This window comes from Cupriavidus sp. C1SS-2L (assembly GCF_057073735.1).
On the sequence record NZ_CP172708.1, the window covers coordinates 2,078,612 to 2,099,987 of the forward strand.

Genomic DNA, 21,376 nt, shown 5'->3' on the forward strand with positions numbered 1-21,376 from the left:
GGTTCGCCCGGCTCAGAAGGCCACCAGGCCTCGGGCAATGGCCTCGCGCACGGGCGCAAACGAGCGCCGGTGGTGCGGCGTGGCGCCGAATTGCGCCAGTGCGGCAAGATGCTGCGGTGTCGGATAGCCGGAATGTGCGTCGAAGCCATACTGCGGATAGACCTCGTGCAGCGTCAGCAGCTCACGGTCGCGCGCCACCTTGGCCAGGATGGACGCCGCCGAGATCGCCTTGACCAGCGAGTCGCCCTTGACGATCGCCTCGACCGGAAACGGCACCTGCGGGCAGCGGTTGCCATCCACCTGGACCAGATCCGGCGTGACGCCCTTCTCCGCCAGCCCCTGCACCGCGCGTTGCATCGCAAGCATCGAGGCATGGAGGATGTTCAGCGTATCGATTTCCTCGACCGTGGCGAAGGCGATATGCCAGCCGAGCGCGCGCTCGCATATCTTGTCGTAAAGCGCTTCACGCTTGTTGGCGGTGAGGACCTTGGAATCCGCCAGCCCACGGAGCATTGGCTTCGCTGGGTCGAACACCACGGCGGCGGCATACACCGGGCCGGCCAACGGCCCGCGGCCAGCCTCGTCCACGCCGCACAGGAATCGGACACTTGCTGCCACCGGCGCAAGGTCAAGCCCCATTTGCGCCGACGAAAGATTGCCGCGCGCCATCAGACCAGCCCCCGCGAGCGCATCAGGTCGACGACCACATCCGCGGCGAGCTGCGCCGTATTGCACTTGAGCGTTTCGTGCATGCGCGTGAAGTGTTCGTACAGGAAGGCGATATTGCCCTGGTCATTGAGCTGCAGCAGCGTCTCGCGCGCGAGCGCTTCCGGCGTAGCATCGTCCTGCAGCAGTTCGGGCACCACAAAGCGCCCCGACAGGATGTTCGGCAAGCCCACATACGGCAGGTAACCCTGCCGCTTCATGATCTGCGCAGTAAGCCAGGGCACCTTGTAGGAGATCACCATCGGCTTCTTGTACAACGCCGCTTCGAGCGTCGCGGTGCCACTGGCCAGCAGCACCACGTCGGCCGCTTCCATCGCCTGATGCGAGTTACCGTCGACGATCGTCAAGCGAAGCTCGGGGTACTGCTGATGCAACTCCTCAACGATGGCGCGCAACGGGGCGCTCGCCGCAGGCAGCACGAACGCCAGGTTCGGGTCCATGCGGTGCATCCGCGCCATGGCAGCGAAGAATGTCGCCCCGAGGTTCCGCACTTCGGACTGCCGACTGCCCGGCAATACGGCAACCACGCGACAGCCAGCGGGCAGGTCCAATGCCGCACGCGCGCCTGCGACATCGGGCACCATCGGAATCACGTCGGCCAGCGGGTGGCCCACATAGGTCGCCGGAATGCCAGCCTTGGCGTAGATCTCGGGCTCGAACGGGAACAGGCAGAGGATGTGGTCGACCGCACGCGCAATGGTGCGGATCCGACCTCCCCGCCAGGCCCAGATCGACGGGCTGACGAAATGGACCACCGGAATTCCGGCGCGCCGCAGCGGCACCTCCAGACCAAAATTGAAGTCCGGCGCATCCACGCCGATGAAGCACAGCGGCGGATTCGCGAGCAGCGAATCACGGATGGCACGGCGCGTGGCCAGAATCTCGCGCAGCGAGCCAAGCACCTCGACGTAGCCATTGACCGACAGCGTCTCCATCGGCCAGTGCGATACAAAACCCTCGGTCATCATGCGCTTGCCGCCAATGCCGGCATAGCTGACCGTATCGCCGAGGCGGGCCTTGAGCCCGCCCAGCATCAGCGATGCCAGCAGGTCGCCTGAAGCTTCGCCGGCGACCATGGCAATCGTGCCACGCTGGCTGGCGTTGGTCCCGGTACCGGCAGGCAATGTGCCCCGAATCGCAGCGTCGACCATGTCCGGGCCAGTCTCAGCGCACGATGCCGCGCTGGGTGGCGGCGATGAAGTCGAGGAACGCGCGCAGCGGTTCTGCCGCGCTTGCATCGGCCTGGGCCAGCAGCGCAGCGATCTCGTTGCGCGCCTCGTCGAAGCTGAGATCCGACTTGTACAGCAGCTTGTAGGCTTGGCGCAGGCCGGCAATCTGACCCGCGTCGAAGCCACGGCGACGCAAGCCTTCGACGTTGATGCCGTGCGGTGTGGCCTTGTTGCCGTTCTTGTCGCTCGCGGCGATCACGAACGGGGGCACGTCCTGCACCAGGGCCGACGCACCGCCCAGCATCGCATGCGCGCCGATGCGCACGAACTGGTGCACGCCGCTCATGCCGCCGAGGATGGCCCAGTCGCCCACTTCCACGTGGCCGGCGATCTGCGCATTGCTCGAGAACACCGTATGGTTGCCCACCGTGCAGTCGTGCGCGATGTGCACGTACGCCATGATCCAGTTGTCGCTGCCGATCGTGGTCACGCCACGATCCTGCACCGTTCCCGTATGGATCGTGGTGAACTCGCGGATGGTATTGCGATCGCCGATGTCGAGCCGCGTCGGCTCGTTACGGTACTTCATGTCCTGCGGCACGCCACCCACGGAAGCGTAAGGGCCGATGTTGTTGCCCTGGCCGATGGTGGTGTGTCCTTCCACCGTGGAATGTGCGCCGATATTCGTGCCGCTGCCGATCCGCACGTTCGGGCCGACAATGGAAAACGGGCCGACGGTCACGTCAGCCGCAAGTTCTGCTTTCGGATCGACCAGTGCGGTGGGATGGATTTGCGTCATACGTCCTGTCCTGTTGGTCTGGTGTCTGGGGGCCTGGGGGCTGGGCCGCCCGGCCCAGGAATGGCGGCATGTGGTGGCCTTTCAGGGCCTACCGCCGCCTTGCCCGCGGCGCGCCGCGGGCGCGGGACTCAGGCGTCAGCCTGCTTGACAGTGCACATCAGTTCCGCTTCACACGCGACCTTCTCGTCCACTGTGGCAAACGCCTTGAACTTCCAGATGCCGCGGATATAGCGCTCCACGGTCACGTTCATGTGCAGTTGGTCCCCCGGATAGACGACCTGCTTGAAGCGCGCGCCGTCGATGCCGACGAAGTAATACAGCGCGCCTTCCTTGCGCTCCATGTCGGCGCCGAAGGTCAGCAGACCGGCGGACTGGGCCAGCGCTTCCAGGATCATCACGCCAGGCATCACCGGCTGGCCGGGAAAATGTCCCTGGAAGAACGGCTCGTTGATCGTGACGTTCTTCAGCGTCTTGATTCGCTTCTGCGGTTCGAATTCGAGCACACGGTCCACCAGCAGCATCGGATAGCGATGCGGCAGCAGTTTCAGAATCTGGCGGATGTCGATCTCGGCGGCGGTCATGATGTTTCTCTTAGTCTTGTGAGGTTTGGGTCCCGGCGGACTGGCCGCGCAGGCGGCGCTCCAGTTGCATGACGCGTTCACGCAGCTTGGTCAGGCCACGCACGATCGCGGCATTGCGCTCCCATTCGCCGTGTGGCAGGAACGGAAACACGCTGGTGAAGTGGCCACCGGGCTTTGTAATGGATTTGGTGATCGAAGTCCCGCCGGACACCGTAGTGCGGTCGGCAATCTTCAGGTGCCCCGAGAAATTCGCGGCACCGCCGATCACGCAGAACCGGCCGATATGCGTACTGCCCGAGACTGCGGCGCAGCCGGCAATCACGGTATGCGCGCCGACGCGCACGTTGTGCGCGATCTGGACCTGGTTGTCGATCTTGCAGCCGTCTTCGATCACGGTGTCGGCCATCGCGCCACGGTCGATGGCGGTATTGGCGCCCACTTCGACATCGTTGCCGAGCACGGCGCGGCCGGTCTGCGGAATCTTCACGTATTCAACGCCGGTGGGACCGATGTCGGGCGCAAAGCCGAACCCGTCCGCACCGATCACGACCCCGCTGTGCAGGATCGCGCGCGCGCCGACCACACAATGGTGGTAGACCGACACATTGGCGTACAGCAGCGAGTCGTCGCCGATCTCGGCATGCGCGCCGACGAAGCTGTTCGCGACGATGCGCACGCGCTCGCCGATACGCGCACCGGACTCGATCACCACGTTCGGGCCGATAAAGCACGAAGCGGGAACCGTGACATCCGCAGCAACGCTGGCGCGCGGATCGATACCCGTACGCGCGTCCTGGTTGGCCTTGTCGAAGCGCTGCGCAATCCGCGCGAAGCACACATACGGATTGCGCGCCACAAGCCAGTTGCGCCCGTCGGCCTGCCCTTCGGCGCGGATGCGCTCCAGGTCCGCCGCGGACACGATCACCGCGCCAGCCGCGGACGACAACGCCTGGGCAAGGTACAGCGGATTGGAGAGGAACGAGAGTTCGCCGGAACCGGCCTGATCCAGCGGAGCCAGGCCGATGATCGCGAGGTCGGGATCACCCACAACCTGCGCGCCGTTTTCGGTGGCGAGCTGCCCCAGTGTGGGTGTCTGCATGGCGGTACTTCCTGAAAAAAGAACGGCCAGCGGCTTACTTGCCGCCAGCGTTCAGCGCCTTCATCACATCGTCCGTGATGTCGATGCGCGGGTTCACGTACACCGCTTCCTGCACGATCAGATCGTACTTGCGCTGCTCGGCCAGCGAGCGGATCACTCGGTTGGCGCGTTCCAGCACCTGCGCCAGTTCCTCATTGCGGCGCTGGTTCAGGTCTTCACGGAATTCGCGTTGCTTGCGCTGGAATTCGCGGTCCAGGTCGGCGACTTCGCGCTGGCGACGCTGACGGTCCGAATCGGCCAGCACGGCTGTATCCTTGTCCAGCTTGTCGGCCATGCCCTTGATCTTCTGGGCCATGTCCTGCAGTTCGCGGTCGCGCTTGGAGAATTCCTGCTCGAGCTTGACCTGAGCCGCCTTCGCTGGCTGCGAATCGCGCAGGATCCGCTCGGAATTCACGGCGGCAATGCGGGCTTCCTGAGCCATTGCCGGAGCCGCGGCACACAGCGCTGCAGCTGCCACAGCGGCGGCGCTCAGGGATTTGACCAGTTTGGATTTTGTATTCATGAAACAGATCCTTTTACAGAATCAGAACGCAGTGCCGATCTGGAACTGGAAGCGCTGAACCTTGTCGGTATTGTCCTTCTTCAGCGGGAAGCCCATGCTGATCTTCAGCGGACCGATCGGCGACAACCACGACATACCGAAACCGGTGGAATACTTCAGCTCGCTGAACGACAGCGGTGCACCTTCCTGATACACGTTACCGAAGTCGAAGAACGTGAAGAGACGCAGCGTACGATCCACACCCGAACCCGGCAGCGGGAAGATGAATTCGACGTTACCGATCATCTTGGACGCGCCACCGACAGGGTTGCCGTTCTGGTCCTTCGGACCCAGCGTGCTGGTCTGGTAGCCGCGCACCGAGCCGATACCACCGGCATAGAAGTACTTGTACACCGGGAACGGCGTGTTGCCGTAGCCATGGCCGTAGGCGACTTCACCGTTAAGGGCCAGCGTGAAGGCCTTCGAAATCGGATAGAAGTACTGCTGCTGAACGCTGGCACGGTAGTACTGCACGTCGCCGCCCGGGATGCCGACTTCCAGGTTGGCCTGCGTGTAGGGGCCCTTGGTCGGCACGAGCGCCGAGTCACGGCGGTCACGCGCCCAGCCGATCGTGAACGGAAAGTTGTTGATCGGCGAAGCTGTGCCGGTCGTCTGGCCTGCCGGCATCTTGCCGATGTCGTGCAGGAACTTCACGTACTGGCTCGGCGTGTTCGGCGACACCGAGATACGGGTCCATTCGTAGCCGATGCCGAAGAAAACGGTATCGACTTCCGAGAACGGCACACCGAACTTGAAGCCGCCGCCGGCCGTTTCGATCTTGTAGTCCTGGTCGCCCGTGTAGTACAGCGGGCGGGACGTACGGTAGTAGACGTCAGTCGAGCGGCTGATGCCGTCCACCGTGAAATACGGGTCGTACTGCGTCAGCGCGATGGTACGGAACGACTTGGCGGTGTTCACGTCCAGACCGAGACTGGTACCGGAACCGAACACGTTGTCCTGGCGCAGGCCAGCCTGCAGCACCAGCTTGTCCGTGGACGAGAAGCCCACGCCGAGGCTGATCTGGCCGGTCGGCTTCTCGGTCACGTTGACGTTCACATCGACCTGGTCGGGCGCGCCCGGCACGTCTTCAGTGGTGATGTTGGTGTCGGTGAAGTAGCCCGTGCGGTTGATACGCGCCTGCGACTGCGTCAGCTTCTCGCTGTCGAACCAGGAGCTTTCCATCTGCCGCATTTCACGGCGCACCACTTCGTCGCGGGTCTTGCTGTTGCCGACCACGTTGACGCGGCGCACATACACGCGGCGGCCCGGGTCGACCATCAGCGTCAGCGCGACTTCACGCTTTTCCTGGTCGATCTGCGGCTGCGGGTTGATCGTGGTGAACGCATAGCCATAGGTGCCGAGCAGGTCGGTAATGGACTTGGTGCTTGCCGTCAGCTTCTCGGACGAGAAAATGTCGCCCTTCTTCAGCTGCAGCAGCTTTTCCATTTCCTCCTGCTTGCCCAGCAGTTCGCCGGCCAGACGGATATCGGACACCTTGTACTGTTCGCCTTCCTTGATGTTCAGCGTCAGGTAGATGTCCTTCTTGTCCGGCGTGATCGACACCTGCGTCGACTCGATGGCGAATTCCAGGTAGCCGCGGTTCAGGTAGTACGAACGCAGTGCTTCCAGGTCAGCCGTGAGCTTCTGCTTGGAATAGAGGTCGTTCTTGGTGTACCAGGACAGCCAGTTCGGCGTCGACAGCTGCATCTCGTCGCGCAGCGTGCTTTCCTTGAAAGCCTTGTTGCCGACGATATTGATCTGCTTGATCTTGGCGACCGGGCCTTCTTCCACGTTGAACACCACCGACACGCGGTTGCGGTCCACCGGCGTCACCGTGGTCTGCACGTCGGCCGCGTAGTAGCCGCGGGCCACGTACTGGCGCTTGAGTTCCTGCTCGGCCTTGTCGATCAGGGCCTTGTCGTAGTAACGCGCTTCAGCAACGCCCACGGCACGCAGCGAGCGGCGCAGCGTGTCCTTGTCGAATTCCTTGATGCCGACGAACTCAAGCTGCGAAATGGCGGGACGTTCTTCGACCTGCACGACCAGCACGCCCTCTTCGGCGCGGATCTGCACGTCCTTGAAGAAACCGGTGTTATACAGCGCGCGGATGGCGTCGGCGCCCTTGTCGTCGGTGAACGTTTCGCCGACGCGGACCGGAAGGTAGCCGAAGACCGTACCAGGTTCCACGCGTTGCAGGCCCTCAACACGGATGTCCTTGACGACAAACGGATCGGCGGCCCAGCCCGCCGGGCTCCAGGCTGCAATAACGGCACTCGCGAGCAAGCCCAGCGAGACGCGCTTATGTCTGATCAATCTTGATCCCCTCTTTGATTCCATCCAGGATTGCGCTCCGATGCTTCGTGGGACTGCGCCTGTCAATAGCATCCCGGGCGACGGTGTCGGCAACACGATCGCCCTGTTTGCCAGTACTGCTCCTAGCCATTGGCCAGGAACATCCGGCTGACGTCATTGAACAAAGCGAGCGAAGTCAGGAGCAAGATGCAGGCGATGCCTACCTTCTGCAGCATTGCCTGCCAGTGGTCTGGGACGGGCCTGCCAGTCAAAAATTCCACGCAATAATACAGCAAATGCCCCCCGTCCAGAACCGGAATAGGTAACAAATTCAGCACGCCGAGGCTGACGCTGACCAGCGCCAGGAAGCTGACGAAGGCCTGCAGCCCGAGGTGGGCGGCACGTCCGGCGTAGTCCGCCACGGTCAGCGGGCCGCTCAGGTTCTGCAGCGAAGCCTGGCCGATCAGCATCTTGCCGAGCAGCTTCAGCGACAGCGCGCTGGTGTTCCAGACCTGCCCGACGGCACGGTCCAGAGCCTGAACCGGGGCGTAGCGGACGGTCTCCATCTCCACCGCCTGGGTAAGCGCCGCACCCAGCTTGCCGGCCGGCGCCGCCCCGGACGCCTCGCCGTCCCGAGGCGGTGCAGTATCAAGCGTGACGGGAATATCCAGCCGTTGGCCATTGCGTTCGATGCCGAGCGCCACGCGCTGGCCCGGCTGCGCCCGCACCGCCTTGATCAGTTCCGAGGCCTGCGTCAGCGGCTTGCCCTGCCAAGCCACCACCCGGTCGCCGGCCTTCAGGCCGGCTCGCTCCCCGGCCGAACCCGCCATGACCTCGGTGATCGTCACCGGGCCGCCCTTGAGCGACAGGCCTAGCGTGGCCAATGGATCCTGTTCCGGATTGCTGCCGGTGCTGGGCAGACGTGCCAGTGTCAGGTCGCGCTCGCTGCCATCGGATCCGCGTACACGCAGCACCGCGCGGGCATCGCCGAACCCTTCGGCAAATACCGCCATACGCAGTTCGTTCCAGGAGCGCACGGCCTCTTCCCTGCCGTTGGCCTGCAATGACAGCACCCGGTCGCCCTCACGCACACCAGCCTCGGCGGCCATGGTGCCGGCTGCGGGCGTTGCCAGGATCGGCGCGGGCTCGCGCATGCCGCCTGTAAAAAGGCCGAAATACAGCACGATCGCCAGCGCAAAGTTGGCTAGCGGTCCGGCGGCGACAATGATGAAGCGCTTCCCGACGGGCTGCCGGTTGAACGCGCGCGGCAGTTCCGCCGGGTCGATCGGCGCGTCGTGCTGCGGGTCACGTTCACGCTCATCGAGCATCTTGACGTAGCCGCCAAGCGGAATGGCCGCGACGGTCCATTCGGTGCGGTCCCGCCCCTTGGAGATCCAGCGAAGCAGCGGCCGGCCGAAGCCGATCGAAAACCGCAGCACCTTGACTCCGCAAGCGCGCGCAGCAAGGTAGTGGCCCATCTCGTGGACGAAGATCAGCACACAGAGGGCGACGACAAAAGCGATTACGGTTTGCATGGCAGGTCGTCAGGAAAGTTGGCAGGGCCGGGGGGCAGGTCGCGATGGCATAGGCGCCGGTCGCGGCGGCAATACCATTGTCGCAGATGCCACCGGCCCCGCCGTCAGCGGACGGCGCTTGTTGTCACGTCCTGCAGACATGCACGCGCGGACTGTCGCGCCAACTGGTCGGCCTCGAGCACGCATTCGAGCGAGTCAGCCGCACCATGGGGTGCTTTTTCCAGCACGTTGCCGACGATCCTGGCGATGTCGGTGAAGCGGATGCCGCCCTGCAGGAATGCTTCGACAGCCACCTCATTGGCGGCATTGAGTACGGCCGGCGCCACACCGCCGGCACGAAGCGCGTCGAAGGCAAGCGCCAGGCAAGGAAATCGCACCAGATCCGGTTTCTCGAAATTCAGGGCTCCGGCCAGCGTCAGGTCAAGCGGAGAAACCCCTGCATCGATCCGCTCCGGATAAGCCAGCCCATAGGCGATCGGAGTGCGCATGTCGGGATTGCCGAGTTGGGCAAGCACCGATCCGTCGCGGTAGGCAACCATCGAATGCACGATGCTTTGCGGATGAATCAGCACTTCGATGTGCTCGGCCGGCGCCCCGAACAGCCAATGGGCCTCGATGACTTCCAGGCCCTTGTTCATCATGGTCGCCGAGTCCACCGAGATCTTGCGACCCATCACCCAGTTCGGATGGGCGCAGGCCTGGTCCGGGGTAATGTCGTGGAGCGTCGCCGGATCGCGCGTACGGAATGGGCCGCCCGAAGCGGTCAACACGACCTTGGCAACGCCTGCCCGATAACGCTGATCGTTCGCCGGCAGGCACTGGAAGATGGCATTGTGTTCGCTGTCGATCGGCAGTAGCGTGGCGCCGTGTTCGCGGACCGCATCCATGAAGATGCGCCCGGACATGACCAGCGCTTCTTTGTTGGCCAGCAGCACGCGCTTGCCGGCGCGCGCCGCTGCCAGCGTCGGACGCAGCCCCGCTGCACCGACGATCGCAGCCATGACCGAATCGGTCTGCGCGTCGCTGGCCACCGATTCCAGCGCGGCTTCGCCGTGGCTGACTTCGGTCTTGACACCGGCCATGCGCAGCAGCGCTTCCAGTTCGGCTGCGGCTTCCGACGTCCCCACCACAGCGCGGGCGGGGCGAAACTCGATGCAACTCGCCGCGAGCTTCTGCACCTGCCGATGTGCGGTGAGGGCATGCACCGCATACCGGTCGGCGTGGCGCCGTACGACGTCGAGCGTGCTTTCGCCGATCGAGCCAGTAGCGCCCAGGATGGTAATTCGATGCATATCAGAACAGAGCAGCTTCAGAAATAGGTCACCATCAGCGCGGCCAGCGGGAACACCGGCACCAGCGCGTCAATGCGGTCCAGCACGCCGCCGTGGCCAGGCAACAGCCGGCTGCTGTCCTTCATGCCGACCTGCCGCTTGAGCAGCGACTCGAACAGGTCACCGACGATGCTCGCCGCAACCAGCAGCGTGGTCAAGAGGGCGACGAGCGCAAGGCCACCGCGGTCGGCCATCACGGAGAACCAGGTCGGAGCAAAGGCATGGGTGGCGGCCAGACCCAGGCCGATCAGCATGGCGAGCAGCCAGCCGCCGATCGCGCCCTCCCACGACTTGCCTGGGCTGATGGAAGGGGCGAGCTTGCGCCGCCCGATGGCCTTGCCGACAAAATAGGCGCCGATATCCGCCGCCCACACCAGCACGGCCGCTGTCAGCAATACGCCAATGCCGGCGCTGCGCAGGATCATGATGGCGTGCCCGAATGCGGGAAGCATGATGAGGCCGAGGATGGCGCCCAGCACCGTGAACCCCGGCGTCGCAGTCCGCACGCCGCGCGCGAGCAGTACAAGCGCCACGCCCCAGCAGACCACGGCAGCCTCCAGCAGCCTGGTCAGGCCATGGCGGTCCGGCAGGTCATGCCAGCCAATCAAGGCGAGCAGGCAGGCCACGGCGTACACGTACGGCCAGGCGCCGCGCAGCCCGATGAGCCGCCCGAACTCCCAGCCGCCAAGCAGCACGATCACGGCGACCAGCCCGGCCAGCGCCGAGGGCGGTGCCAGGAACAGGATCGGCAGGATCAGCAGCAACAGGCACAGGGCGGTGATGACGCGGGTGAGAAGCATGCGCTGCTAGTCCCGTGGAAAGTTGAATGACTTGCCGCTCAGGCAGTGCCGGACAGCCCCGGCGCCACCAGCTGCGCGCTGGTGCGGCCAAAGCGGCGTTCGCGCTGGCGGTACGAGGCAAAGGCCTTGTCCAGCTCGGCCGCGTCAAAGTCCGGCCAGAAGACATCGGTGAAGTACAGCTCGGAATAGGCGAGCTGCCACAACAGGAAATTGCTGATGCGCTGTTCGCCGCCGGTGCGGATGAACAGGTCCGGCTCCGGCGCGTAGGACATCGCCAGGTGCGGCGCCAGCACCGATTCGTCGATCGATTCGGGATCGAGCATCGGCGAGCGGGCCAGCATCTTGCGCATGGCCTGCAGCAGGTCCCATCGGCCGCCGTAGTTGGCGGCAATGGTCACCGTCATGCCGGTGTTGCCGGCGGTGCGCGCCTCGGCATCCTTGATCAGCTGCTGGATGCGGGGACTGAACCTGCTCAGATCTCCCACCACGCGCAAGCGGATGCTGTTCGCATGCATCTTGACCACCTCGCGGCGCAAGGCAGTCATGAACAGGCGCATCAGGAACGATACCTCGTCGGCAGGACGACGCCAGTTCTCGGAGCTGAACGCGAACAGCGTCAGGAACTGCACGCCGCGCGCGGCGCTGGCCTCGACCACCGCCCGAACGGCATCCAGCCCGCGGCTGTGACCGGCCACGCGTGGCAGATGGCGCTGCGTCGCCCAGCGGCCGTTGCCATCCATGATGATGGCAACGTGGCGGGGCACATAGGTACTGTCGGGGACGGCGAGCGTAGAACTGATGTGCTGCATGATGGCAGACGACACTGAAGGTCCCGGCGGCATAGCGCCGGGAAACCGTCAGACCGTCATGATCTCCTTCTCTTTCTCGGCGACCATCTTGTCGATTTCCGCCACATACTTGTCGGTCAGCTTCTGCACGTCGTCCTGGCCGCGGCGCTCGTCGTCCTCGGAGATCGCCTTGTCCTTGACCAGCTTCTTGAACTGCTCGTTGGCGTCGCGGCGCAGGTTGCGCACAGCGATCTTGGCGCCTTCGGCTTCGCCCTTGACGACCTTGGTCAGCTCCTTGCGGCGCTCTTCCGTCAGCGGCGGCATCGGCACGCGGATGACTTCGCCCATCGTCGCCGGGTTCAGGCCGAGGTCGCAGTCGCGAATTGCCTTCTCGACCGCGCCGACCATCTTCTTTTCCCACGGCTGCACGGTAATGGTGCGGGCATCGCCAAGGCCGATATTGGCCACCTGGCTGATCGGCACCATCGAACCGTAGTAGTCCACCTGTACGTGGTCGAGCAGGCCGACGTGGGCACGGCCGGTGCGGACTTTAGCCAGATCGGCCTTGAAGGCCTCGATCGACTTCTGCATCTTCTGCTCGACGCTCTTCTTGGTTTCGGCGACGCTCATGATTACCTCCGGAAATCAGCTACCAGGATCCCGAAATACCGGGATCGAAAATGAATCATTCTACTCTTTGCCGGCCCGCGCAACAGATTCCGCGGCCGGCACCCGTCCTCAGACGTGGACCAGCGTACCTTCGTCCTCGCCCAGCACCACGCGCTTGAGCGCGCCCGGCTTCACGATCGAGAACACCTTGATCGGCAGCTTCTGGTCGCGGCACAGCGCGAACGCCGTGGCGTCCATGACCTGCAGATTGCGCGAGATGGCCTCGTCGAACGTAATCGTGGTGTAGCGCGTGGCGCTCGGATCCTTCTTCGGGTCTGCCGTGTACACGCCATCAACCTTGGTCGCCTTGAGCACGATCTCGGCGCCGATCTCCGCGCCACGCAGTGCCGCAGCGGTGTCGGTAGTGAAGAACGGGTTGCCGGTACCGGCGGCAAAGATCACCACCTTGCCCTCTTCAAGCTGGCGAATCGCGCGCGGGCGGATATAGGGCTCGACCACCTGGTCCATGCGCAGCGCGGACTGGACACGGCCCTCGATATTGGCGTGGCGCATGGCGTCTTGCAGGGCCAGCGCGTTCATCATGGTGGCCAGCATGCCCATGTAGTCGGCCGTGGCGCGGTCCATGCCGGCAGCACCGCCCGCGACGCCGCGGAAGATATTGCCGCCGCCGATGACCACCGCCACCTGGACGCCGAGCTTCACGATCTCGGCAATGTCGTTGACCATCCCTTCGATGGTGGCGCGGTTGATGCCGAAAGCATCATCGCCCATGAGGGCTTCACCGGAGAGTTTCAGTAGGACGCGCTTGTAGGCTGGCATATTCACCCTCGGACAGGAGCAAGCTGCTCGATTTGAGACGTATTGTTTTGATACACCCATGCGGCAAGGCCGCGCGGATGCCGGAGATAACCGGTTTTCGGCGGCACCCGCGGCAGGCGGATGGCGCCGGAAACTGGCTGGTGCAGCGCACGCAGCCGGGGCTGCGTGTTGCTGCTTCGGTCCCACTTACACAGAGGGGCACCTTGCGGCGCCCCTTCGGCATTATAGGCGGCGTGCCAACCCTGACGGGAGGCACCGGCCGCCCCGGACATCAGCCCTTCTGGGCAGCGGCCACCTGCGCGGCCACTTCGGCAGCGAAGTCGTCCTGCTTCTTCTCGATGCCTTCGCCCACGACATACAGCGTGAAGCCCTTCACGGTCGTGTTGGCAGCCTTGAGCATCTGCTCGACGGTCTGCTTGTCGTTCTTCACGAACGGCTGGTTGAACAGCGACACTTCCTTCAGGTACTTCTGGACCGAACCTTCCACCATCTTGGCGGCGATTTCAGCCGGCTTGCCCGACTCGGCAGCCTTTTGCTCGGCGATGCTGCGCTCCTTGGCGATCAGGTCCGCGGGAACCTGCTCAGCCGACAGCGACACCGGCTTCATGGCGGCCACGTGCATGGCGACGTCCTTGGCGGCGGCTTCGTCGCCGTCGAACTCGACCATCACGCCGATACGGGTGCCGTGCAGGTACGAAACCAGCTTGCCACCGTTGGCGTAGCGCACGAAGCGGCGGATCGTCAGGTTCTCGCCGATCTTGCCGATCAGGGCGGTACGGGTGGCTTCAACACTCACGCCGTCGAGTTCCAGCGCCGACAGCGCAGCCACGTCGGCCGGGTTCTGCTTGGCGATCAGTTCGGCGACCTTGGCCGAGAACGCCAGGAAGTCGTCGTTCTTGGAGACGAAATCGGTCTCGCAGTTCAATTCGACCAGGACACCGGTGGTGCCGTCGATGAACGAAGCGACCACGCCCTCAGCGGTCACGCGCGATGCAGCTTTGCTGGCCTTATTGCCCAGCTTGACGCGCAGCAGCTCTTCAGCCTTGTTCAGATCGCCGTCGGCCTCGGTCAGGGCCTTCTTGCATTCCATCATCGGCGCGTCGGTCTTCGCGCGCAGTTCTGCCACCATGCTTGCGGTAATTGCCGCCATTTGTCACTCCTTGAATGGTTCGCGCCGGGTGCGCCAGTTTCCTGGCTCGCAACCGGCCGGGGGTGTACAGCTTCACCCGCGGCAGAGCTTGCCTGCGGCGGATGACAATCATTCGGATACTGCAAATTCAAAAAAAGGGGGCGCCGGATGTGCCCCCTTTTTTTCTTTTAACTTGCCGAGGCCGGCCTTGGCCAGCTCCGCGCAACGCCCCGCACCTTTTGTCAGGTCCGGTGGCCGATGCCTTGTGATCGTTCCGTGGCGATGCGCGTGATCGGGGTCCTCTCGGCGGCCGGCAATCAGCCTTCTTGCACTTCGACGAAATCGTCACCGCCGCGGGCGGCTTCAACGACTTCCTGCACGGCGTTCGCACGGCCTTCCAGGATCGCGTCAGCCACGCCGCGCACGTACAGGGCCACAGCCTTGGACGAGTCGTCGTTGCCCGGGATCACGTAATCGATGCCTTCCGGCGAGTGGTTGGTATCAACCACACCGATTACGGGGATGCCCAGCTTGTTGGCTTCGGTCACGGCGATCTTGTGGTAGCCGACGTCCACCACGAAGATGGCGTCAGGAATGCCGCCCATTTCCTTGATGCCGCCGATCGACTTTTCCAGCTTGATCATCTCGCGCTCGAACATCAGCGCTTCCTTCTTGCTCATGGTGTCCAGCGCGCCGGCTTCCTTGGCGGCTTCCATGTCCTTCAGGCGCTTGATCGAGGTCTTGACCGTCTTGAAGTTGGTCAGCATGCCACCGAGCCAGCGGGCGTCGACGTAGGGCATGCCTGCGCGGCCGGCTTCTTCAGCCAGGATTTCGCGCGACTGGCGCTTGGTACCCACGAACATGATGGTGCCGCGATTGGCTGCCAGCTGACGCACGTACTTCAGTGCGTCCTGGAACATCGGCAACGTCTTTTCGAGGTTGATGATGTGGATCTTGTTGCGATGGCCGAAGATGAAGGGGGCCATCTTCGGGTTCCAGAAGCGGGTCTGGTGGCCGAAGTGGCAACCGGCTTCCAGCATTTCGCGCATGGTAACGGACATGTGATTCTCCAATAGGGTTCGGTCTGAAGTCCGCCCCGACATTCCTGAAAAGGAACACCCCGGATGGGCGGACTAGCGATTTCGTTCAGAATATATTGACCCGCCGCGGCAAATGCTGCACCGCAAACAAGTCAGCCCGCTATTCTAGCAATAAATGGGCGCAGCACTCAAGCGGACATCAAGTGTGCTGTCCGGCGACGGGTGGGCCGGGCAGCGCGTTTCATCTGACCCCGATTGCACGGCGGATCGCTGCGATCAGGCGCCGATGGTGCGATAATCCCACATTACCCTATCGATTCCGGCGCGGCCTGTGGCCTCGCCATCACTTATTCTGGCGAAGCAGCATGAGCATCCACCTGAATACCGCCGAAGACGTCGCCCAAATGCGCGTGGCTTGCCGCCTTGCCTCGGAAGTCCTCGACTACATCACGCCGTTCGTGAAGCCTGGTGTGACGACCGGCGAACTCGACCGGCTGTGCCACGCCTACATGCGTGACGTACAGGGCACCGTACCGGCCCCGCTAAATTATGCGCCTCCGGGCTACCCGCCTTTCCCCGGCGCGATCTGCACTTCGGTCAATGACGTGATCTGCCACGGCATTCCTGGTGACCGCGTGCTCAAGGCCGGCGATGCCATCAACCTGGATATCACCGTCATCACCAAGGAAGGCTACTACGGCGACACCAGCCGCATGTTCATCGTTGGCGAGGGCTCGATCCTCGCCAAGCGCCTGGCCCAAGTGACTTACGAGTGCATGTGGAAGGGCATCGCGCAAGTCCGCCATGGCGCGCGCCTCGGCGACATCGGCCACGCCATCCAGGTGCATGCCGAAGCGGCCGGCTACAGCGTGGTGCGCGAGTACTGCGGCCACGGCATCGGCAAGAACTTCCATGAAGATCCGCAGATCCTGCACTACGGCCGCGCGGGTACGGGCGCCGAGATCAAGGCAGGCATGATCTTCACGGTCGAGCCGATGATCAACGCCGGCAAGCGCGACATCCGCACCATGCCTGACCAGTGGACGGTCAAGACCCGCGACCGCAGCCTGTCCGCGCAGTGGGAACATACCGTGCTCGTGACCGAAACCGGCTACGAGGTGCTGACGGTCTCCGCCGGCACGCCGGCGCCGCCCGCATTCATTACGGAATCGGTCGCGGCCTGAGCCGCAACATCGTTGGGGGGCGCCTGACAGGCGCCTTTCTTTTTCCAGCCGTGCCCACGAACCTTCCTGCCCTGCCCATGGACACCACGCCGGAACTCCTGCTCGCCGCGCGCGTTCGCGACCAGTTGAAAGCCGACAAGCAGGCCCTGTTTGCCGACTTTGACTTGTCGTCCCACGTCGGCACGCTGGTTACGCGTCTTCGCCGCGCCGTGGATGCCGCGCTCGCCGAGGCCTGGCGCGGGCTCGACATGCCTGCCGATGCAGCGCTGGTGGCGGTGGGCGGCTACGGCCGCGGAGAGCTGTTCCCGTACTCCGATGTGGACGTGCTGCTGTTGCTTCGGGCCGAGCCCGATGCCGACACCGTGAGCCGGCTCGAACGGTTCATCGGCATGTGCTGGGACCTGGGGCTGGAGATCGGCTCGTCAGTGCGCACCGTGGAAGATTGCATCCGCGAGGCGCGCGCCGATATCACGATCCAGACCTCGCTGCTCGAAGCGCGGCTGCTGACCGGCAACCGCAAGCTGTTCGAGGCGCTGCGCACGCAGCACCAGGCCGATCTCGACCCGGCCGCGTTCTTCCAGGCCAAGCTGCTGGAAATGCGCCAGCGCCACGCCAAGTACCAGGACACGCCTTACGCGCTCGAGCCGAATTGCAAGGAAAGCCCGGGCGGCCTGCGCGATCTGCAGGTGATCCTGTGGATGACCAAGGCTGCCGGCCTCGGCGACAGCTGGAAAGAATTGTTCGAGCGGGGCCTGCTGACGCAGCGCGAAGCGCAGGAGCTTTCGCGCAACGAACGCCTGCTGAAGACCATCCGCGCGCGACTGCATCTGGTGGCCGGGCGTCGGCAGGACGTGCTGGTATTCGACCTGCAGACCGCACTGGCGGAATCATTCGGCTATCGGCAGAACGCCAACAAGCGCGCCAGCGAGCAGCTCATGCGCCGGTACTTCTGGGCCGCCAAGGCGGTGACCCAGCTCAACAGTGTGCTGCTGCTCAATATCGAGGCGCTGCTGTTCCCGAGCGAATCGCAGGTGACACGCGTGATCAACGAGCGCTTTGTCGAGCGCCAGGGCATGCTGGAGATCACGAGCGACAGTCTGTATGAAGACGACCCGCACGCGATCCTCGAGACTTTCCTGCTCTATGAGCGCACGCCGGGCATCAAGGGTCTGTCGCCGCGCACGCTGCGGGGCCTCTACAACGCGCGTACCGTGATGGATGCGCGCTGGCGCAGCGACCCGGAAAACCGCCGCCTGTTCCTGGCCATCCTGCAGGAACCACAGGGCATCACCCATGCGCTGCGCCTGATGAACCAGACCAGCGTGCTGGGGCGTTACCTGATCAACTTCCGGCGCATCGTCGGCCAGATGCAGCACGATCTCTTCCACGTCTACACCGTGGACCAGCACATCCTGATGGTGGTGCGCAATATGCGCCGCTTCGCGATCGTCGAGCACACGCACGAATTCCCGTTCTGCAGCCAGCTCATGGCGAGCTTCGACAAGCCTTGGGTACTGTCAGTGGCGGCGCTGTTCCACGACATCGCCAAAGGCCGCGGCGGCGACCACTCGAAGCTGGGCACCGTGGATGCGCGCCGCTTCTGCAAGCAACACGGCATCGGGCGCGAGGACGCCGACCTGATCTGCTGGCTGGTGGAGCACCACCTGACGATGAGTCACGTGGCGCAGAAGCAGGACCTGACCGATCCTGACGTCGTTCACGCGTTCGCGCGCGTGGTCGGCGACGAGCGGCACCTTACGGCGCTGTACCTGCTGACCGTGGCCGATGTCCGCGGCACCAGCCCCAAGGTCTGGAATGCCTGGAAGGGCAAGCTGCTCGAAGACCTGTACCGCATCACGCTGCGCGTGCTGGGCGGCGCCAGGGTCGATCCGCATTCGATCTGGGCGCAGCGCCAGGAAGAAACCATCTCGCAGCTGCGCCTGAAGGCGTTCGACCCCGAACTGGGCAAGCCGCTGTGGGCACAACTCGACGTGGCCTTCTTCCTGCGACACGATTCGCGCGACATCGCCTGGCTGACCCGTCACCTGTTCAACAAGGTTGACAGCCCGGTGCCGGTGGTCAAGGCACGCATCTCGCCGGCTGGCGAAGGCCTGCAGGTAGCCGTCTACGTCAAGGACCAGCCCGACCTTTTCGCGCGCATTTGCGGCTACTTCGAGCGCAAGGCGTTCTCGATCCAGGATGCCAAGATCCACACGACGCGCCATGGCTACGCGCTGGACACGTTCCAGGTCACCGACCCGGGCCTGGCCGACGATGGCGGCAACTATCGCGATATCCTGGCGCTGGTCGAGCATGAACTCGGCGACCGCCTGCAGCAACAGGCTGCGCTGCCCGAACCGAGCCAGGGCCGCCTGTCGCGCCAGTCGCGCAGCTTCCCGATCAAGCCGCGCGTGGACCTGCGGCCCGACGAGCGCGGCCAGTATTACCTGCTGTCGCTGTCGGCCAACGACCGCACCGGCCTGCTTTACGCGATCACGCGCGTGCTGGCAAAACATCGCGTGTCCGTGCATACGGCGCGCATCAACACCCTCGGGGAACGCGTCGAAGACGTGTTCCTGGTCGACGGCAGCCGTCTTGCCGCCGACAACCGATTGCAGATTCAGCTTGAACAGGACTTGCTCGCCGCGCTGGAAATCTGATCCGGCCGCGCAGCATTGATGATATGACCGACAGCAATTCGCCGAAGCGCAAGACGCTCGGCATCAAGCCGCCCGACGGCACCGCCACCCGCAAGCCGGCCGGCAACCGGCCCGTGCGCGTCTCCGACCTGAACCGCAAGCGCGTGCAGGCCGTGGCCGAAGGGATCCGGCGCGCCCAGGGCGGCGCTGGCGCCAAGTCCGGCAAGGGCGGGATGCCTCCGGCCGACCCGGCAGCCGGCCGCGCTCCGCGGCCTGCGCGCGGCGACAGCGATCGCCCGCCTCGTCAAGGCCGCCCCGCCGATGGTGAGCGCCAGGCGCGTCCGCGCCGCTTTGATGACGACCAGTCGCGCCCTCGCCGTTTCGGCGACGATGACAACCGCCCCCGTCGATTCGGCAATGACGACCGCGCTCCGCGCAGGTTCGGCGATGATGAAGCAAGGCCGCGCCGCTTCAGCGACGACAACCGTCCGCAGCGCCCGCGACGCCCTGAAGGCGGCGAACAGCCGCAGCGCCGCTTCCGCGATGACGAATCGCGGCCGCGTCGTTTCGGTGACGATGAGGCACGCCCCCGCCGCTTCAGCGACGACAACCGCCTGCAGCGTCCGCGACGCCCCGAAGGTGGCGAACAACCGCAGCGCCGCTTCCGCGATGACGAATCGCGTCCGCGTCGTTTCGGCGACGATGAGGCACGCCCTCGCCGCTTCAGCGACGACAACCGCCCGCAGCGCCCGCGACGTCCCGAAGGTGGCGAACAGCCGCAGCCCCGCTTCCGCGATGACGAGTCGCGTCCGCGCCGTTTCGGCGACGATGAGGCACGCCCTCGCCGCTTCAGCGACGACAACCGCCCGCAGCGCCCGCGACGTCCCGAAGGTGGCGAACAGCCGCAGCGCCGCTTCCGCGATGACGAGTCGCGGCCGCGCCGTTTCGGCAACGATGAGGCACGCCCTCGCCGCTTCAGCGACGACAACCGCCCGCAGCGCCCGCGACGTCCCGAAGGTGGCGAACAGCCGCAGCGCCGCTTCCGCGATGACGAATCGCGGCCGCGCCGTTTCGGCGACGATGAGGCACGCCCCCGCCGCTTCAGCGACGACAACCGTCCGCAGCGCCCGCGACGCCCCGAAGGTGGCGAACAACCGCAGCGCCGCTTCCGCGATGACGAATCGCGGCCGCGCCGTTTCGGCGATGACGACCGCCAGCGCCGCGCACCGGACGCCGGTGCCCGCCGGGGCGATGCACCGGCCCGACGCTTCAGCGACACCGCCGACCGCGCGCGCCCGGTCCGTGCCGAAAGGCAACCAGCCCATTCCAGCGGCGACGCCCCTGAGACCAGCCACGACGATGGCCTGATCCGCCTGTCCAAGCGCATGTCCGAACTGGGCCTGTGCTCGCGTCGCGAAGCCGATGAATGGATTCCGCGCGGCTGGGTAATCGTCGACGGCAAGCCCGTGACCGAACTCGGCTCGCGCGTGCGTGCCGATGCGAATATCGAGATCCACCAGGCCGCGCGTTCCGAACAAGGCGAGCGTGTCACGGTACTGCTGCACAAGCCCATGGGCTATGTCTCCGGCCAGGCCGAAGACGGCTACGAGCCCGCGGCCGTGCTGTTCACGGCGGAGAACCAGTGGTCGGAAGACCCCACGCGCAAGCGCTTCGCGCCGTGGCAGCGCAAGAGCCTGGCGCCTGCCGGCCGTCTCGATATCGACTCCACCGGCCTGCTTGTGCTGACGCAGGATGGCCGCGTGGCGCGCGCCCTGATCGGCGAAGACTCCAACGTCGAGAAGGAATACCTGGTGCGCGTGCAGTGGCACTCGCCGGACGGCGTGGTCGAGCGTAATGTCAGCGAGGTCTTCCCTGCTGACAAGCTCGAACTGCTGCGCCATGGCCTATCGCTCGACGGCGTGGTCCTGAAGCCGGCCAAGGTGAGCTGGCAGAACGAGGAGCAACTGCGGTTCGTGCTGCGCGAAGGCCGCAAGCGCCAGATCCGCCGCATGTGCGAACAGGTTGGCCTGGAGGTGGTTGGCCTCAAGCGCGTGCGCATGGGCCGCATCGTGCTGGGTGACCTGCCGCCGGGGCAGTGGCGCTTCCTGGGTCCGTTCGAGAAGTTCTGAGAATCGGCATCGCATCGCCGGCGCACGTCGCCGGCGAGGTCGCAAAAGAAACGGGGCGCCAGTTGGCGCCCCGTTTCTTTTGTGT

General features: G+C 64.7%; 18 protein-coding genes. 3 read left to right on the forward strand and 15 right to left on the reverse strand.

Annotated features, from left to right (window positions below):
* Positions 1–12: 12 nt before the first annotated feature.
* The 15 genes from rnhB to rpsB all read right to left on the reverse strand — a co-directional run bounded on the left by rnhB (position 13) and on the right by rpsB (position 15,360).
* Positions 13–669 carry a ribonuclease HII gene (gene rnhB / locus ACIGJG_RS09635; RefSeq protein ID WP_483672274.1) on the reverse strand — a complete coding sequence of 219 codons (657 nt, stop codon included), beginning with the start codon at positions 667–669 and terminating at the stop codon, positions 13–15.
* Positions 669–1,802 (reverse strand): lipid-A-disaccharide synthase, encoded by a 1,134-nt coding sequence (gene lpxB, locus ACIGJG_RS09640; protein WP_483673070.1) that lies wholly within the window; start codon positions 1,800–1,802, stop codon positions 669–671. Before lpxB ends, rnhB begins: the two co-directional genes overlap by 1 nt.
* 88 nt (positions 1,803–1,890) lie before the next feature.
* The gene (gene lpxA, locus ACIGJG_RS09645) at positions 1,891–2,694 is read right to left on the reverse strand and encodes an acyl-ACP--UDP-N-acetylglucosamine O-acyltransferase (RefSeq protein WP_140949564.1); all 804 of its coding nucleotides are present in this window, start codon (positions 2,692–2,694) and stop codon (positions 1,891–1,893) included.
* A gap of 128 nt (positions 2,695–2,822) precedes the next feature.
* Entirely contained in the window at positions 2,823–3,275 is a 453-nt protein-coding gene (fabZ, locus tag ACIGJG_RS09650) for a 3-hydroxyacyl-ACP dehydratase FabZ (protein ID WP_011298033.1), read from the reverse strand.
* Positions 3,276–3,285: 10 nt separating this feature from the next.
* A complete protein-coding gene (gene lpxD, locus ACIGJG_RS09655; RefSeq protein ID WP_011298034.1) occupies positions 3,286–4,374 on the reverse strand; it encodes a UDP-3-O-(3-hydroxymyristoyl)glucosamine N-acyltransferase in 1,089 nt (362 codons plus the stop codon).
* 34 nt (positions 4,375–4,408) lie between these two features.
* Positions 4,409–4,936 carry an OmpH/Skp family outer membrane protein gene (locus ACIGJG_RS09660; protein WP_011298035.1) on the reverse strand — a complete coding sequence of 176 codons (528 nt, stop codon included), beginning with the start codon at positions 4,934–4,936 and terminating at the stop codon, positions 4,409–4,411.
* A 21-nt stretch (positions 4,937–4,957) separates the two neighbouring features.
* Positions 4,958–7,312: an outer membrane protein assembly factor BamA gene (gene bamA / locus ACIGJG_RS09665; RefSeq protein ID WP_011298036.1), complete on the reverse strand. Its 2,355-nt coding sequence runs from the start codon at positions 7,310–7,312 to the stop codon at positions 4,958–4,960.
* Positions 7,313–7,410: 98 nt separating this feature from the next.
* Positions 7,411–8,802: an RIP metalloprotease RseP gene (rseP, locus tag ACIGJG_RS09670; RefSeq protein ID WP_011298037.1), complete on the reverse strand. Its 1,392-nt coding sequence runs from the start codon at positions 8,800–8,802 to the stop codon at positions 7,411–7,413.
* Between the two features lie 104 nt (positions 8,803–8,906).
* Positions 8,907–10,094 (reverse strand): 1-deoxy-D-xylulose-5-phosphate reductoisomerase, encoded by a 1,188-nt coding sequence (ispC, locus tag ACIGJG_RS09675; RefSeq protein ID WP_011298038.1) that lies wholly within the window; start codon positions 10,092–10,094, stop codon positions 8,907–8,909.
* A gap of 17 nt (positions 10,095–10,111) precedes the next feature.
* Positions 10,112–10,933 (reverse strand): phosphatidate cytidylyltransferase, encoded by an 822-nt coding sequence (locus tag ACIGJG_RS09680; protein WP_011298039.1) that lies wholly within the window; start codon positions 10,931–10,933, stop codon positions 10,112–10,114.
* A 38-nt stretch (positions 10,934–10,971) separates the two neighbouring features.
* Positions 10,972–11,742 (reverse strand): polyprenyl diphosphate synthase, encoded by a 771-nt coding sequence (gene uppS, locus ACIGJG_RS09685; protein WP_140953192.1) that lies wholly within the window; start codon positions 11,740–11,742, stop codon positions 10,972–10,974.
* A gap of 48 nt (positions 11,743–11,790) precedes the next feature.
* Positions 11,791–12,351 carry a ribosome recycling factor gene (gene frr, locus ACIGJG_RS09690; protein ID WP_011298041.1) on the reverse strand — a complete coding sequence of 187 codons (561 nt, stop codon included), beginning with the start codon at positions 12,349–12,351 and terminating at the stop codon, positions 11,791–11,793.
* Between the two features lie 108 nt (positions 12,352–12,459).
* Entirely contained in the window at positions 12,460–13,170 is a 711-nt protein-coding gene (gene pyrH / locus ACIGJG_RS09695; protein WP_011298042.1) for a UMP kinase, read from the reverse strand.
* Positions 13,171–13,441: 271 nt separating this feature from the next.
* Positions 13,442–14,320 carry a translation elongation factor Ts gene (gene tsf, locus ACIGJG_RS09700; protein ID WP_011298043.1) on the reverse strand — a complete coding sequence of 293 codons (879 nt, stop codon included), beginning with the start codon at positions 14,318–14,320 and terminating at the stop codon, positions 13,442–13,444.
* Positions 14,321–14,616: 296 nt separating this feature from the next.
* Positions 14,617–15,360 carry a 30S ribosomal protein S2 gene (rpsB, locus tag ACIGJG_RS09705; RefSeq protein ID WP_011298044.1) on the reverse strand — a complete coding sequence of 248 codons (744 nt, stop codon included), beginning with the start codon at positions 15,358–15,360 and terminating at the stop codon, positions 14,617–14,619.
* Positions 15,361–15,704: 344 nt separating this feature from the next.
* On the opposite strand from rpsB, the gene map reads away from it, so the two are divergent.
* The 3 genes from map (at position 15,705) to ACIGJG_RS09720 (ending at position 21,291) form a co-directional block, all read left to right on the forward strand.
* Positions 15,705–16,523, forward strand: a complete 819-nt coding sequence (gene map, locus ACIGJG_RS09710; RefSeq protein WP_011298045.1) for a type I methionyl aminopeptidase — start codon at positions 15,705–15,707, stop codon at positions 16,521–16,523.
* A gap of 77 nt (positions 16,524–16,600) precedes the next feature.
* Positions 16,601–19,183, forward strand: coding sequence for a [protein-PII] uridylyltransferase (locus tag ACIGJG_RS09715; protein ID WP_041679625.1), 2,583 nt, complete (start codon positions 16,601–16,603; stop codon positions 19,181–19,183).
* A gap of 23 nt (positions 19,184–19,206) precedes the next feature.
* Positions 19,207–21,291 carry a pseudouridine synthase gene (locus ACIGJG_RS09720; protein WP_011298047.1) on the forward strand — a complete coding sequence of 695 codons (2,085 nt, stop codon included), beginning with the start codon at positions 19,207–19,209 and terminating at the stop codon, positions 21,289–21,291.
* Positions 21,292–21,376: the final 85 nt, after the last annotated feature.

What these genes read in the sequence shown, in the direction of transcription:
- lpxA (WP_140949564.1), bottom strand. Translation starts at nt 2,694, where the DNA reads ATGACGCAAATCCATCCCACCGCACTGGTCGATCCGAAAGCAGAACTT.
- lpxB (WP_483673070.1), bottom strand. Translation starts at nt 1,802, where the DNA reads ATGGTCGCCGGCGAAGCTTCAGGCGACCTGCTGGCATCGCTGATGCTG.
- ispC (WP_011298038.1), bottom strand. Translation starts at nt 10,094, where the DNA reads ATGCATCGAATTACCATCCTGGGCGCTACTGGCTCGATCGGCGAAAGC.
- ACIGJG_RS09660 (WP_011298035.1), bottom strand. Translation starts at nt 4,936, where the DNA reads ATGAATACAAAATCCAAACTGGTCAAATCCCTGAGCGCCGCCGCTGTG.
- rpsB (WP_011298044.1), bottom strand. Translation starts at nt 15,360, where the DNA reads ATGTCCGTTACCATGCGCGAAATGCTGGAAGCCGGTTGCCACTTCGGC.
- bamA (WP_011298036.1), bottom strand. Translation starts at nt 7,312, where the DNA reads ATGGAATCAAAGAGGGGATCAAGATTGATCAGACATAAGCGCGTCTCG.
- map (WP_011298045.1), top strand. Translation starts at nt 15,705, where the DNA reads ATGAGCATCCACCTGAATACCGCCGAAGACGTCGCCCAAATGCGCGTG.
- ACIGJG_RS09680 (WP_011298039.1), bottom strand. Translation starts at nt 10,933, where the DNA reads ATGCTTCTCACCCGCGTCATCACCGCCCTGTGCCTGTTGCTGCTGATC.
- ACIGJG_RS09720 (WP_011298047.1), top strand. Translation starts at nt 19,207, where the DNA reads ATGACCGACAGCAATTCGCCGAAGCGCAAGACGCTCGGCATCAAGCCG.
- uppS (WP_140953192.1), bottom strand. Translation starts at nt 11,742, where the DNA reads ATGCAGCACATCAGTTCTACGCTCGCCGTCCCCGACAGTACCTATGTG.
- tsf (WP_011298043.1), bottom strand. Translation starts at nt 14,320, where the DNA reads ATGGCGGCAATTACCGCAAGCATGGTGGCAGAACTGCGCGCGAAGACC.
- lpxD (WP_011298034.1), bottom strand. Translation starts at nt 4,374, where the DNA reads ATGCAGACACCCACACTGGGGCAGCTCGCCACCGAAAACGGCGCGCAG.
- frr (WP_011298041.1), bottom strand. Translation starts at nt 12,351, where the DNA reads ATGAGCGTCGCCGAAACCAAGAAGAGCGTCGAGCAGAAGATGCAGAAG.
- pyrH (WP_011298042.1), bottom strand. Translation starts at nt 13,170, where the DNA reads ATGCCAGCCTACAAGCGCGTCCTACTGAAACTCTCCGGTGAAGCCCTC.
- fabZ (WP_011298033.1), bottom strand. Translation starts at nt 3,275, where the DNA reads ATGACCGCCGCCGAGATCGACATCCGCCAGATTCTGAAACTGCTGCCG.
- rseP (WP_011298037.1), bottom strand. Translation starts at nt 8,802, where the DNA reads ATGCAAACCGTAATCGCTTTTGTCGTCGCCCTCTGTGTGCTGATCTTC.
- rnhB (WP_483672274.1), bottom strand. Translation starts at nt 669, where the DNA reads ATGGCGCGCGGCAATCTTTCGTCGGCGCAAATGGGGCTTGACCTTGCG.
- ACIGJG_RS09715 (WP_041679625.1), top strand. Translation starts at nt 16,601, where the DNA reads ATGGACACCACGCCGGAACTCCTGCTCGCCGCGCGCGTTCGCGACCAG.